Genomic DNA, 12,076 nt, shown 5'->3' with positions numbered 1-12,076 from the left:
AGTAGGGCAGTAGGGCAGTAGGGCAGTAGGGCAGTAGGGCAGTAGGGCAGTAGGGCAGTAGGGCAGTAGGGCAGTGGGGCAGTAGGAGCTATTCAGGTGACAATTTGCGGATCAGAAGGCGCAGTAGCGTCCCTACGCTCTCGCTGCGATTCATCAAAGATTCGACCGCCTCGTGCGAGGCGATTCCGACACGGTGCGCAATCATAAGATGCGTCTCCAATTCTTTGAGTGATCCTTGGGCGATCCTGAGAAATTGCTGATAGGAAGCTCGACTCTCTCGGCCGTAACCCTCAGCGATGTTGGCAGGCACTGAGGTAGCTGCCCGACGCACCTGACCTGTCATTCCATAGATCTCGTCTTTCGGCCAAGCTCGTGTCACTTCATAGATGGATACTGCCAGGTCCATTGCCTGCTGCCAGACGATCAGATCCCTGTAGGACTCGATTTTCGCCATTACGTGCCGCCCCCTACTGCCCTACTCCCCTACTGCCGTACTGCCCTACTCCCCTAAACATTCAACAACAGATACTCCCGCTCCCACGGGCTGATCACTTCCATGAAGGTCTCGAATTCCGCCCGCTTGATCGCCGCATAGGTGGCGGCGAACGACTTGCCGAGCAGCGCGCAGAGTTCCTCGTCGGCTTCGAACAGGTCGACCGCCTCGAGCAAGCTGCGCGGCAGGTCGATCTCGGCCGCGTTGGCGGTGGTGAGAACCGGCGGTTCGGCCCTGATCTTGTTGGTCATGCCGATCAGCCCGCAGGCGAGCGATGCGGCCATCGCCAGATAGGGATTGGCGTCGGAGGAGGGGATGCGGTTCTCGACTCGCCTGGCTGCAGGGTCGGAGCGCGGGACGCGGAAGGCGGTGGTGCGGTTGTCGTAGCCCCATTTGTTGTTGACCGGCGCCGAAGCCGACTGCGTCAGCCGGCGATAGGAATTGACGTAGGGCGCAAACATCACCAGCGCGTTCGGCACATGTTTCTGCATGCCGCCGAGGAAATGGAAGAAGGCTTCGGTTTCCGAGCCGTCCTCGGCAGAAAAGACGTTTCTGCCGGTCTTCTTGTCGATGATCGATTGGTGGATATGCATGGCCGAGCCCGGCTGCCCCTGGATCGGCTTGGCCATGAAGGTGGCATAGATCTCATGCTTCAGCGCCGCCTCGCGGATGGTGCGCTTGAACATGAACACCTGATCGGCCAGTTCGATCGGGTCGCCGTGGCGCAGATTGATCTCGAGCTGGCCGGCGCCTTCCTCGTGGATCAGCGTGTCGATCTCCAGGCCCTGGCTTTCGGAGAAATGGTAGATGTCGTCGATCAGTTCGTCGAACTCGTTGACGCCGGCGATCGAATAGCCGGCGCCACCGCCGATCGCCCGTCCCGAACGCCCGACCGGCGGGGTCAGCGGGTAGTCCGGATCGGGATTCTTGCGCACCAGGTAGAACTCGATCTCGGGCGCCACCACCGGCTTCAGCCCGCGCTTGTCGTAAGCGGCAAGCACACGCTTCAGCACGTTGCGCGGCGTGAACTCGACCGAGCGGCCGTCCTGGTGGACGAGGTCGCAGATGACCGCCGCCGTCGGGTCCTCTTCCCACGGCACCACGGTCAGCGTCGAAAGGTCCGGCATCAGCTTGAGGTCGCCGTCGTCTTCCGGATAGTTGAAGCCGTTGCCGTTCTCGGGGTAGCCGCCGGAGATCGTCGTCATGAACACCGCCGAAGGCAGCGCCAGCGAGGTGTTGGAGGTGAATTTCTTCGACGGCATCATCTTGCCGCGCGCAACGCCGGCCTGGTCGGGCGTGATGCATTCGATATCCTCGATGCCGCGCCACGCCAGCCAGGCGCCGACTTCCTTCCAGTTTTTCACACCACGTTGATTTTTCACGAAGGCAGGCGTGCGGATACGTCCTCCGCGGCTCGACGGACGGACTTCCTTTTTTGCAGGCGGCATCATTCACCAGATTGGGTTGCGGATTTGGGAGTATAGCCGGGGCCGGTGATGGAAGGGAAGGGGAGCCGGCCCTGCCTTCGCCGCCAGTTGAAAATCGCCCCAAGCAGGCTAGGTTCGACGCAAGTTCAATGACCTCGTTTGAAGACGTCGAATGCGGAACCATGAATTGACCACGATCGGCTTCGATGCCGACGACACGCTCTGGCAGAACGAGCAGTTCTTCCGCATCACCGAAAAGCGCTTTGCCGCGCTGCTCGCCGATCATGCCGAGGAGGAGCACATCTCGGCAAGATTGCTGGAGGCCGAGAAGCGCAACCTCGCCGTTTACGGCTTCGGCATCAAGGGGTTTACCCTGTCGATGATCGAAACGGCGATCGAGATTACCGAGGGCCGCGCGCCGGCCTCGGTCATCGCCGAAATTCTCGCCGCGGGCCGCGAGATGCTTGGCCATCCGATCGAGGCGCTGCCTCATGCGCGCGAAACCGTTGAAAAACTGGCGGATGCCTATCGCCTGGTGCTGATCACCAAGGGCGACCTTTTCGATCAGGAACGCAAGCTGGCGCAATCGGGCCTCGGTGACCTGTTCGATGCCGTCGAGATCGTCAGCGACAAGAGCCCCGCCACTTATACCAGCATCTTCAGCCGCCACGGTGATGGCGCCGAAAAAAGCATGATGGTCGGCAATTCGCTCAAGTCGGACGTGGTGCCGGCCATCGAGGCCGGCAGTTGGGGCATCCACGTGCCGCATGAACTGACCTGGGCGCTGGAACATGTCGGGCCGCCGGTCACCGCGCCTCGCTTCCGCCAGATAGCCGATCTCTCGGAATTGCCCCGGCTGGTCGAAAGCATCGGGAAAGCCGGCTGATCGCATGTCTCGGCGTCGGACCGGACGTGCGCGGCAGGCGTATCGATGCCGGACATTGCGCGTCGCCATCCTTGTTGTCGGCTCCGCCAAAGAGCCGCGCTGTCGCTGACCCTCCATCGCGCGGCCCTCCATCGCGGCCCCCTCCAACGCGCGGCTCTTGTACAATCGATGCCGTAAAATCGTTTTCTACTTGCAAATCAGTCGCAATTGCAGAATATGCGACAAGCGCGGCGTCACAGCGCCCGCGCCCATGCGAGCAAATCGCGACAGGAGATTTTAATGATCGAGAGATACGGGCGATGGGTTGCCGTCGGGTTGATAGCTGCGGTTTTCGCTGCGGCAGTGGCTTCAAGCCCAGCGAAAGCGCAGGAAAAATTCAAGGCCGTGACCACCTTCACCGTCATCGCCGACATCGCGAAGAACGTGGCGGGCGACGCAGCGATCGTGGAATCGATCACCAAGCCGGGGGCGGAGATCCACAATTACGCGCCGACGCCGGGCGACATTCAGCGGGCGCAGGGCGCACAGCTCATTCTGTGGAACGGACTCAACCTCGAACTCTGGTTCGAAAAATTCTTCCAGAACCTCAGCGACGTGCCCGGCGCCATCATCTCCGAGGGCGTCCAACCGATGAGCATCGCCGAGGGGCCCTATAACGGCAAACCGAATCCGCATGCCTGGATGTCGCCGACAAACGCGCTGATCTACGTCGACAACATCCGCGACGCCTTCGTCGAGCACGATCCGGCGCATGCCAAGACCTACAAGGCCAATGCAGAAGCCTACAAGGCAAAGATAGAGGCGGCCGTCGCGCCGATCCGCGATAAGCTTGCCTCGATCCCGCAGGACAGGCGCTGGCTGGTGTCGAGCGAAGGCGCTTTCTCCTACCTCGCACGCGATTTCGCGCTGAAGGAGCTTTATTTGTGGCCGATCAACGCTGACCAGCAAGGCACCCCGCAGCAGGTTCGCAAGGTGATCGACGCCGTCAGGGACAACAAGATCGTCGCCGTCTTCAGTGAAAGCACCGTGTCGGACAAGCCGGCCCGGCAGGTCGCGCGCGAGACGGGGGTTCATTACGGTGGCGTGCTCTACGTCGATTCCCTCAGCGAGGCGAACGGCCCGGTGCCGACCTATATCGACCTGCTGCGTGTGACATCGGATACAATTCAGAAAGGCCTCGCCGCAGGGCTGTCGCAATGAACGAAGCCGTTCCGCCTCTTGCCGCCGCGTCCGAGGATGCGGGAGGCGGTCTCGCCGTGCGCGGCGCGACCGTCACCTACCGCAACGGCCTCACGGCGCTGCGCGATGCGAGCTTTGAAATTCCGACAGGCACGATCACGGCACTTGTCGGTGTCAACGGCTCGGGCAAGTCGACGCTGTTCAAAGCCATCATGGGCTTCGTGCGGCTGGCAAAGGGAGAGATTCTTGTTCTCGGACGGCCGGCCGCGGCCGCGCTGAGGAAGAACGTCGTCGCCTATGTGCCGCAGGCCGAGGAGGTCGACTGGGACTTTCCAGTACTGGTCGAGGACGTCGTCATGATGGGGCGTTACGGCCATATGGGCATGATGCGCATTCCGAAGGCTGCTGATCGCGAGGCGGTTACATCAGCGCTTGCGCGTGTCGGCATGAGCGATTTCCGCAAGCGCCAGATCGGCGAGCTTTCGGGCGGGCAGAAGAAGCGCGTCTTTCTCGCTCGGGCGCTGGCGCAGGATGGGCGCGTCATCCTGCTCGACGAGCCCTTCACTGGCGTCGACGTCAGGACCGAGGACGCTATCATCGAACTGCTGCGCGCGCTCCGGGACGAAGGCCGGGTGATGCTGGTCTCGACGCATAATCTGGGTAGCGTGCCGGAGTTCTGCGACCGTGCCGTGCTGCTCCGGAACACGGTCCTTGCCTACGGGCCGACAGGCCAGACCTTCACGCAGGCGAACCTGGAAAAGGCTTTCGGCGGCGTCTTGCGTCATTTCGTGCTGGGCGGCGCCGGGCTGCATGAGGACGACGACAGGCGCCGCCTTGCCGTCATCACCGACGACGAGCGGCCACTGGTCTTCTACGGAGAGAACGGAGCCATGCAGCACAAGATGCGGGAACCGGACGAATGAGTGTCCTGCTCGAGCCGTTCGGCTACGAATATATGCTCAATGCCATGTGGGTGTCCGCCCTGGTCGGAGGTGTCTGCGCCTTCCTGTCCTGCTATCTGATGCTGAAAGGCTGGTCGCTGATCGGTGACGCGCTCTCGCATTCGATCGTGCCGGGCGTCGCCGGCGCCTATATGCTGGGCCTTCCCTTCTCGATCGGCGCCTTCTTCTCCGGCGGGCTCGCCGCTGCGGCGATGCTCTTCCTCAACCAGCGCACCAAGCTGAAGGAAGACGCCATCATCGGCCTGATCTTCTCCTCCTTCTTCGGCCTCGGCTTGTTCATGGTGTCGCTGTCGCCGACCTCGGTGAATATCCAGACGATCGTGCTCGGCAACATTCTGGCCATCACTCCGGAAGACACGCTTCAGCTCGCCATCATAGGCTTCGTCTCGCTCGCCGTCCTGCTGGTGAAATGGAAGGATCTGATGGTGGTCTTCTTCGACGAGAGCCATGCCCGCTCGATCGGCCTCAACCCGAGCGCGCTCAAGATCATGTTCTTCATGCTGCTATCGGCCTCCACGGTCGCCGCGCTTCAGACCGTCGGTGCCTTCCTGGTCATCTGCATGGTGGTGACCCCCGGCGCGACCGCCTATCTTCTGACGGACCGGTTTCCGCGCCTGCTCGTCATCGCGGTCGTCATCGGCGCGGCGACGAGTTTCACCGGCGCCTATGCCAGCTATTTCCTCGACGGCGCCACCGGCGGCATCATCGTCGTGCTGCAGACGCTGATCTTTCTCGCCGCCTTCTTCTTCGCTCCCAAGCATGGAATGCTGGCAGCCCGCCGCCGCTCGGCGCGGGCCTTGGAGGCCAGCCTGTGAGCGTCCTCGATACACTGCTTACCCCCTTCCAGTTCGGCTTCATGGTCAATGCGCTGATTGCTTCGGTGCTGGTCGCCGTGCCGACGGCGCTGCTCTCCTGCTTTCTCGTTCTCAAGGGCTGGTCGCTGATGGGCGACGCCATCAGCCACGCCGTCTTTCCCGGCGTGGTCATCGCTTACATCCTCGGATTCCCCTATTCGATCGGCGCCTTCGCCGCCGGGATGGTCTGCGCTCTCGCCACCGGCTTCCTCAAGGACAACAGCCGCATCAAGCAGGACACGGTAATGGGTATCGTCTTCTCCGGCATGTTCGGCTTCGGCCTGGTCCTCTACGTAAAAATTCAGTCCGACGTGCATCTCGACCACATATTGTTCGGCGACGTTCTGGGCATCGGCCTGCGCGACATCGTCGAAACGGGGCTCATTGCTGCGATCACGGCCGGCATCATCGGCATCAAGTGGCGCGACTTCCTGCTGCACGCCTTCGACCCGGCTCAGGCTCGCGCGGTTGGTCTTCGGGTCAACCTGCTCCATTACGGCCTGCTTTGCCTGATCTCGCTCACCATCGTCGGCGCGCTGAAGGCGGTCGGCATTATCATGGCCATCGCCATGCTGATCGCGCCTGGCGCCATCGCCTTCCTGCTGACAAGGAAGTTCAGCGCCATGCTGATCCTGTCGGTGGCGACTGCGGTCGCCGCATCGTTCCTAGGCGTCTATCTGTCCTTCTTCATCGACAGCGCACCGGCGCCGACCATCGTTCTCATGCTGTCTGCCGCCTTCATCGCTGCCTTCGTCGTCACCACACTCAAAGCGGGCCGAATGGAGCTCGGCGAGGAGGGCTAGAAACTGGCGGTCATTCTCTGGTTTGACGAGAGCGACGCTGTTTCTGGATCGGCTTCACGTAGATCTCCAGTCTGTGGCTGATGATCGTGAATCCGTGCTGTCGAGCGATTTCCTCCTGGAGCCGCTCGATCTCCGCCGACTGGAACTCGATGACATCTCCCGTCTCGATGTTGATGAGATGATCGTGATGCTCGCGGGGGACGGTTTCGTATCTGGCGCGCCGATCGCCAAAGGTGTGCCGCTCCAGAATGCCCTTTTCGCGCAGAAGGCTGACGGTGCGATAGACAGTGGCGAGCGCGATCGTCGGCTCGATGGCGACAACACGGCGATGGAGTTCCACCACATCCGGATGGTCGCTGGATTCGGATAGAACGCGCATGATGACGCGGCGCGGACCGGTGATGCGCAGTCCGAGTTCCCTGCAAAGCGCGGCGATGGTCTGTTCTGAGGACATGTCATGATCCGCCAATATCGACAGCCATGTCGCCAAGTCGGAACATGCCTGCGGATTTGTTCGAAGGTGCTATCCCAGATGCGTCGCAATTGCAAAAGGACATCGGACTGGGTTCGCTGTCAGGCGGCCACACACTGACACAAGATATCCAGATCCGATCGCAAGAAGCGAGGGAGGAGCCGGATAGGACGCCGGCTACCTGCGCCCGAGCCCGATCAAATGGTCGATCACCGGCTGCAGCCGTTCGGTCGTGATCGGCTTGACGACCACCGCATCGACGACGCTCGACAGGCCGAGGCTCTCCGGTGTGCCGCTTTTGGTCGAGAGCAGGATCACCGAGGGACGCGACCTGCCCGAGATGCGCCGCAGCGCGTCGATACGCGACATCAGTGCGTCGCAGTCCTTGTTGTCGGCTCCGCCATCGAGAACGACAGCTCCGGGAATGAGCGAGCGCAGCGTCGTTGCCGCCGTTTCGGGCGATTCCGAGATCGCTTTGAGCCCGGACCGTTCGACGATTTTCGAAACCACCACCCGGTTGACCGGCGATTTTCCGACGACGAGCACGCGGGTGAAGTCGGTGAGCATTTCGGGGTCCACATTCCGGCTCATCAAACTCAACTGGTTCACAGTGCGATTCAAGGGGTGCATGAGCAGGGCGGGCACTCGCTAGTTTCAATGCAGGGTTGTACTTTGGAAACAATTGCCGTGAGATCGCTGCCTATGTCAAGCTGAAATGGCCGGCGTCGAGAACATCGCAAGAAAGGTTAAAATTTAAAGCAAGTTCTTTTCTGGCCATGCATGCAAACTGGTTGTGCAAGTGCAAATCACCTGCGCAGAGAACTGCGCAGGTGATGCCGCCTCCGCCAGCAGGATTTCGTCGGATTTCGATCAGCCGACGCTCCGCTGCGTGACGATGACCGGGATCAGCAGGTCGCCCCAGTTGCCGTCGCCGCCATGGTGTCGTGCCGAGCGCACGAGTTCCACCGACACACCGGCCTCGACCGCCTTCATCACCGACTGGTTGAGCCTGTGCAGGTCGTTGGCCAGCATGCGGATGGTCGCCTGCTGGTCGACGGTCATCGTGGTGGCCTGTTCTTCGGCCCGTTCCTTGACGCGGCTTATCGATGCCATTGGTCTTCTCCTTGCGTATTTTTTACCCCTTTTTGGGGCGTTGCCTCTATTTTGTTGCGTTCGTGCTATTCCGCCGCCGGTTTGAACTGGGCGTGCTCGGTCGATTCATGCATGGCCGTGGTCGAAGACCGGCCACCGGTGATCGCCATCGACACGGCGTCGAAATAGCCGGTGCCGACTTCGCGCTGGTGCTTGGTCGCGGTGTAGCCGTGGGCTTCCGCCGCGAATTCAGCCTCCTGCAGTTCGGAATAAGCCGCCATCTGACGCGCCTTGTAGCCGCGGGCGAGTTCGAACATGCCGAAATTGAGCTGGTGAAAACCGGCCAGCGTGATGAACTGGAACTTGTAGCCCATGGCGCCGAGTTCCTTCTGGAACCTGGCGATGGTGGCATCGTCGAGGTTCTTCTTCCAGTTGAACGACGGCGAGCAATTATAGGCGAGAAGCTTGCCGGGATGGTGCCTGTGCACGCCCTCGGCGAACTTTTTGGCCTGCGCCAGATCGGGCTTGGAGGTTTCGCACCAGATCAGGTCGGCGTGGGGCGCGTAGGCGACGGCCCGTGCGATGCAGGGCTCGATGCCATTCCTGACTTGATAGAAGCCCTCCACCGTACGGCCGGCGCCATAGTCGACGAAGGGCTGGTCGCGCTCGTCGATGTCGGAGGTGAGCAGCTTTGCCGCTTCCGCGTCGGTGCGCGCGACGACCAGCGTCGGCGTGCCCATGACGTCGGCGGCAAGCCGCGCGGCGTTGAGGTTGCGGATGTGTGCGGCGGTCGGGATCAGCACCTTGCCGCCGAGATGGCCGCACTTCTTCTCCGACGCCAGTTGGTCCTCGTAGTGGACGCCGGCGGCACCCGCCTCGATGAAGGCCTTCATGATCTCGAAGGCGTTGAGCGGTCCGCCGAAGCCGGCTTCCGCATCGGCGACAACGGGCGCGAACCAGGTGTCGACCGAAAGCCCCTTGCCTTCGGAGGTCTCGATCTGGTCGGCGCGCTGCAGGGTGCGGTTGATGCGCTTGACCAGTTCGGGCGCCGCATTGGCGGGATAAAGCGACTGGTCCGGATACATGGCGGATGCGGTGTTGGCGTCGGCCGCGACCTGCCATCCGGACAGGTAGATCGCCTTCAGCCCGGCCCGGACCTGCTGCATCGCCTGGTTGCCCGACATGGCGCCGAGCGCGTTGACGAAATCCTCTTCGTGGATGAGCTTCCAGAGCCGGTTGGCGCCCATTTCGGCGAGGCTCTGCCGGATCTGGACCGAACCGCGCAGCCGCTTCACATCGTCCGGCGAGTAGGGCCGCTCGATGCCGTCGAAGCGGCCTTCCGGCGCTGAGGGGACGAGGTTGTAAAAATCAGTCATTGGTCGCTCCGACAGATCGTTGTTGGGATAAAAACGCCGCCTCATGAAAATTTCTGCGCCGTTTCGGTATGACAGCATTTACATTTTGGCGCGGGCCAGGCGAGGAAAACCAGAGGGTTGGCTGGAAAATAAGGGAAAACCTGTGTTGCGTTTGACAGTTAGGCGCTGTAAATCTGTCATGATTGTAAAAGGCCGGCATGGCAGCGCCGCGCGGGAGTCATGTAAATTCTGTCAAGGACAGCCGAGTGGCCGATCAAAAAATCTTCGCCGGGCCGCGCATCCGCCGCATCCGCAGCGCCAAGGGCCTGACCCAGACGGCGATGGCCGAAGGGCTCGGCATCTCGCCGTCCTACCTCAATCTCATCGAGCGCAACCAGCGGCCGCTGACGGTCCAGCTGATCCTCAAGCTGGCATCTGTCTACAAGGTCGACCCGCATGAATTGCAGGGCGAGGCGAGGGGGTCGGTCACCGCCCTTAAGGAAGTGTTTTCAGATCCGCTGCTGGTCGGCGAATTGCCTGGTGACCAGGAGCTGATCGAGCTTGCCGAGGCGGCGCCCAACGCTTCCGCCGCGGTGATAAAACTGTTTCGCGCTTATCGCGAGCAGGCCGAGCGACTTTCCGACCTCAACGAACTCCTGGCGCGTGAGGGCAAAGCGACGGCGCTGTCCGGCGCCCGCTTGCCGATCGACGAGGTGCACGAGATTTTCGAGCGCCGTCCGAACCATTTTGGCGCGCTGGAAGAGGAGGCCGAGGCATTCATTTCGGTGCTCGATCCCGGCGACGACCTGCTCGGTGCGCTGAAGGCCTGGCTGAAGCGCGAATACGGCATTGTCGTCAAGGTGCTGCCGGTCGCCACCATGCCGAACTGGCGCCGCCGCTACGACCGCCATTCGCAGCGTCTGTTCCTGTCCGAGCGCCTGTCGCCGTTCGACCAGTTGCGCGAGGTGGCGATGGAGGCCTGCCTAATCCGCATGACGGTCGCCGTGGCAAGCGAGATCCAGGCGCTGAAGCTGAGCACCGATGAGGCCCGCCGGCTCGCCCGCTTCGAGCTTGGCCGCTACGCTGCCCACGCTCTGATGATGCCCTATCAATCCTTTCACGCAGCCGCCACACGCGCGCGTTACGACATCGACGTGCTGCGCTCGCGCTTCGGCGTCTCCTTCGAGCAGGCGGCGAACCGGTTGACCACGCTGCAGCGGCCGGGCACGCCGGGCGTGCCCTTCTTCATGCTCGAGGTCGACAATGCCGGCAACCGCTTCCGCAAGGCTGGCAGCCAGGGTTTTCCGCAGAGCCGCTTCGGCGGCGGCTGTCCAAAGCTTCCCGTGCATGCCGCCTTTACCCAGCCCGGCCAGATCTTCGTCGAGGCGGTGGAAATGCCCGACGGCGCCGAATTCCTCTGCGTCGCCCGCACGCTTGAGGGGCCGCAAGGCTCGTTTGCGGAGCGCCCGCGCCGTACCGCGCTTCTGCTCGGCTGCGACATCGGCTTTCGTGACGAGATCGTCTATGGCGCGGCACTGCCGGGGCCGGCTGCCGCTGCGGCCGGAAAAGCCGGACAGGGCACAAGTCCGGCCACGCCGGTTGGCCCGGCTTGCCGGCTGTGCGAACGCATCGGCTGCCTCGCCCGCGCCGAGCCGCCGGTGACACGCCCGCTCGGTCTCGACGAAATGGTGACCGGATTAAGCGCCTTCGATTTTCAGTAACCGGGCACAGCGTTTCCATCAAATTGCGCTGCGCGTTCTATCGCCCACCGCTGCCTATCAGAACGTCCATCTCAATCGTCAGCGGCTCTCCAACGCTCGGCGAAGCCAGCCCGCGCCAGACTTCCTCGCGCACTGTGACCTGCATGTCTGGAGGAAGCTGGACATACTCCTGACCGCTCAATGTTGCTCCTTTGGTAATTCCGCTGAAATAATCGTCGAAAGATGAGAATTTGATGGGCCGAGTTTCAAGCTGGACATAAATCTCTTGAAACCCGGCGCGGTGGAGCAAGGAATGCAAGCATGTCGCGTCAGGGATGGAGAAGAAGCGATTTAGCTTTTCAGCTTTTTCAGGTGCGCAACGGGCGATTACCGCGCCTATTCTGGCGAACAGCGAGCGCTCCGGCGTCGTCGTCACGCTAACCGCAGTCCAGCCGTTGGGGCGCAGAACCCGACGAAACTCCGAAAGCGCTCCAAGCGGGTCGGAAAAAAACATGAGCCCAAGCTGACAGATCACCGCATCGAACCGACAATCCTCGTAAGGGAGCGCGTGAGCGTCAAACGTTGCGAGGGTGATTGGCTGGTTCTTCAAATTGCGTTTGGCTGTTTCGAGCATGGCTGGCGAGATATCGCCGGCAATCACAGAGCCGGATGAGCCTACCACGATCGCTGCAGCTTGCGCTGCTGCTCCTGTACCCGTTGCGACATCGAGCACCCGATGGGCAGGCGCAATTTGCGCTGCCTTCAGCAACGATGGAATGAACGAGTTCGTTGCGCGAGCGAACAGCTCGTCATAGCCAATCGCCGCTGTCTTGTAGAATGGCTCATCCATTAG

The 12,076-nt window shown here is 61.9% G+C and carries 13 protein-coding genes; 6 read left to right on the top strand and 7 right to left on the bottom strand.

Features of this window, described 5'->3' with window-relative positions:
- Positions 1-88 precede the first annotated feature (88 nt).
- Together AC0L2B_RS03340 and AC0L2B_RS03335 are read right to left on the bottom strand one after the other, a co-directional pair.
- Positions 89-454: a four helix bundle protein gene (locus AC0L2B_RS03340; RefSeq protein ID WP_473524100.1), complete on the bottom strand. Its 366-nt coding sequence runs from the start codon at positions 452-454 to the stop codon at positions 89-91.
- 53 nt (positions 455-507) lie between these two features.
- Positions 508-1,944: a glutamine synthetase family protein gene (locus AC0L2B_RS03335; RefSeq protein ID WP_473744162.1), complete on the bottom strand. Its 1,437-nt coding sequence runs from the start codon at positions 1,942-1,944 to the stop codon at positions 508-510.
- Between the two features lie 148 nt (positions 1,945-2,092).
- On the opposite strand from AC0L2B_RS03335, the gene AC0L2B_RS03330 reads away from it, so the two are divergent.
- The 5 genes from AC0L2B_RS03330 to AC0L2B_RS03310 all read left to right on the top strand — a co-directional run bounded on the left by AC0L2B_RS03330 (position 2,093) and on the right by AC0L2B_RS03310 (position 6,604).
- On the top strand, positions 2,093-2,806 hold the full coding sequence (locus AC0L2B_RS03330; protein WP_473744161.1) for an HAD family hydrolase: 714 nt from the start codon (positions 2,093-2,095) through the stop codon (positions 2,804-2,806).
- A 279-nt stretch (positions 2,807-3,085) separates the two neighbouring features.
- Positions 3,086-4,006 carry a metal ABC transporter substrate-binding protein gene (locus AC0L2B_RS03325; protein WP_473744159.1) on the top strand — a complete coding sequence of 307 codons (921 nt, stop codon included), beginning with the start codon at positions 3,086-3,088 and terminating at the stop codon, positions 4,004-4,006.
- Positions 4,003-4,908, top strand: coding sequence for a manganese/iron ABC transporter ATP-binding protein (locus AC0L2B_RS03320; protein ID WP_027156305.1), 906 nt, complete (start codon positions 4,003-4,005; stop codon positions 4,906-4,908). The genes AC0L2B_RS03325 and AC0L2B_RS03320 overlap by 4 nt, the downstream gene beginning before the upstream one ends.
- Positions 4,905-5,762, top strand: coding sequence for an iron/manganese ABC transporter permease subunit SitC (sitC, locus tag AC0L2B_RS03315; RefSeq protein WP_128247871.1), 858 nt, complete (start codon positions 4,905-4,907; stop codon positions 5,760-5,762). Before AC0L2B_RS03320 ends, sitC begins: the two co-directional genes overlap by 4 nt.
- Positions 5,759-6,604 (top strand): metal ABC transporter permease, encoded by an 846-nt coding sequence (locus AC0L2B_RS03310; RefSeq protein ID WP_473744158.1) that lies wholly within the window; start codon positions 5,759-5,761, stop codon positions 6,602-6,604. The genes sitC and AC0L2B_RS03310 overlap by 4 nt, the downstream gene beginning before the upstream one ends.
- A gap of 10 nt (positions 6,605-6,614) precedes the next feature.
- Here AC0L2B_RS03310 and AC0L2B_RS03305 read toward each other — a convergent pair whose 3' ends face one another.
- The 4 genes from AC0L2B_RS03305 to aceA all read right to left on the bottom strand — a co-directional run bounded on the left by AC0L2B_RS03305 (position 6,615) and on the right by aceA (position 9,544).
- Entirely contained in the window at positions 6,615-7,058 is a 444-nt protein-coding gene (locus AC0L2B_RS03305) for a Fur family transcriptional regulator (RefSeq protein ID WP_023800311.1), read from the bottom strand.
- A 195-nt stretch (positions 7,059-7,253) separates the two neighbouring features.
- Entirely contained in the window at positions 7,254-7,667 is a 414-nt protein-coding gene (locus AC0L2B_RS03300) for a response regulator (RefSeq protein ID WP_473744156.1), read from the bottom strand.
- Between the two features lie 279 nt (positions 7,668-7,946).
- Entirely contained in the window at positions 7,947-8,189 is a 243-nt protein-coding gene (locus AC0L2B_RS03295; RefSeq protein ID WP_027156310.1) for an SMc00767 family acetate metabolism repressor, read from the bottom strand.
- Between the two features lie 65 nt (positions 8,190-8,254).
- The gene (aceA, locus tag AC0L2B_RS03290; protein WP_077379770.1) at positions 8,255-9,544 is read right to left on the bottom strand and encodes an isocitrate lyase; all 1,290 of its coding nucleotides are present in this window, start codon (positions 9,542-9,544) and stop codon (positions 8,255-8,257) included.
- Between the two features lie 245 nt (positions 9,545-9,789).
- Here aceA and AC0L2B_RS03285 point away from each other — a divergent pair, with 245 nt between their 5' ends.
- The gene (locus AC0L2B_RS03285; RefSeq protein WP_473744155.1) at positions 9,790-11,244 is read left to right on the top strand and encodes a helix-turn-helix domain-containing protein; all 1,455 of its coding nucleotides are present in this window, start codon (positions 9,790-9,792) and stop codon (positions 11,242-11,244) included.
- 37 nt (positions 11,245-11,281) lie between these two features.
- Here AC0L2B_RS03285 and AC0L2B_RS03280 read toward each other — a convergent pair whose 3' ends face one another.
- Positions 11,282-12,073: a class I SAM-dependent methyltransferase gene (locus AC0L2B_RS03280; RefSeq protein ID WP_473744153.1), complete on the bottom strand. Its 792-nt coding sequence runs from the start codon at positions 12,071-12,073 to the stop codon at positions 11,282-11,284.
- Between the last annotated feature and the right edge of the window lie 3 nt (positions 12,074-12,076).

The sequence above is a fragment of the Mesorhizobium sp. WSM4815 genome, from assembly GCF_055811575.1.
Note: the sequence above shows the minus strand (reverse complement) of the source record. Positions and strands in the feature narration are given on the sequence as shown.

Bases quoted from the DNA above. Each gene is read 5' to 3' on its own strand.
- AC0L2B_RS03340 (WP_473524100.1), bottom strand. From the start codon at position 454: ATGGCGAAAATCGAGTCCTACAGGGATCTGATCGTCTGGCAGCAGGCA.
- AC0L2B_RS03335 (WP_473744162.1), bottom strand. From the start codon at position 1,944: ATGATGCCGCCTGCAAAAAAGGAAGTCCGTCCGTCGAGCCGCGGAGGA.
- AC0L2B_RS03330 (WP_473744161.1), top strand. From the start codon at position 2,093: ATGCGGAACCATGAATTGACCACGATCGGCTTCGATGCCGACGACACG.
- AC0L2B_RS03325 (WP_473744159.1), top strand. From the start codon at position 3,086: ATGATCGAGAGATACGGGCGATGGGTTGCCGTCGGGTTGATAGCTGCG.
- AC0L2B_RS03320 (WP_027156305.1), top strand. From the start codon at position 4,003: ATGAACGAAGCCGTTCCGCCTCTTGCCGCCGCGTCCGAGGATGCGGGA.
- sitC (WP_128247871.1), top strand. From the start codon at position 4,905: ATGAGTGTCCTGCTCGAGCCGTTCGGCTACGAATATATGCTCAATGCC.
- AC0L2B_RS03305 (WP_023800311.1), bottom strand. From the start codon at position 7,058: ATGTCCTCAGAACAGACCATCGCCGCGCTTTGCAGGGAACTCGGACTG.
- AC0L2B_RS03300 (WP_473744156.1), bottom strand. From the start codon at position 7,667: ATGAGCCGGAATGTGGACCCCGAAATGCTCACCGACTTCACCCGCGTG.
- AC0L2B_RS03295 (WP_027156310.1), bottom strand. From the start codon at position 8,189: ATGGCATCGATAAGCCGCGTCAAGGAACGGGCCGAAGAACAGGCCACC.
- aceA (WP_077379770.1), bottom strand. From the start codon at position 9,544: ATGACTGATTTTTACAACCTCGTCCCCTCAGCGCCGGAAGGCCGCTTC.
- AC0L2B_RS03280 (WP_473744153.1), bottom strand. From the start codon at position 12,073: ATGGATGAGCCATTCTACAAGACAGCGGCGATTGGCTATGACGAGCTG.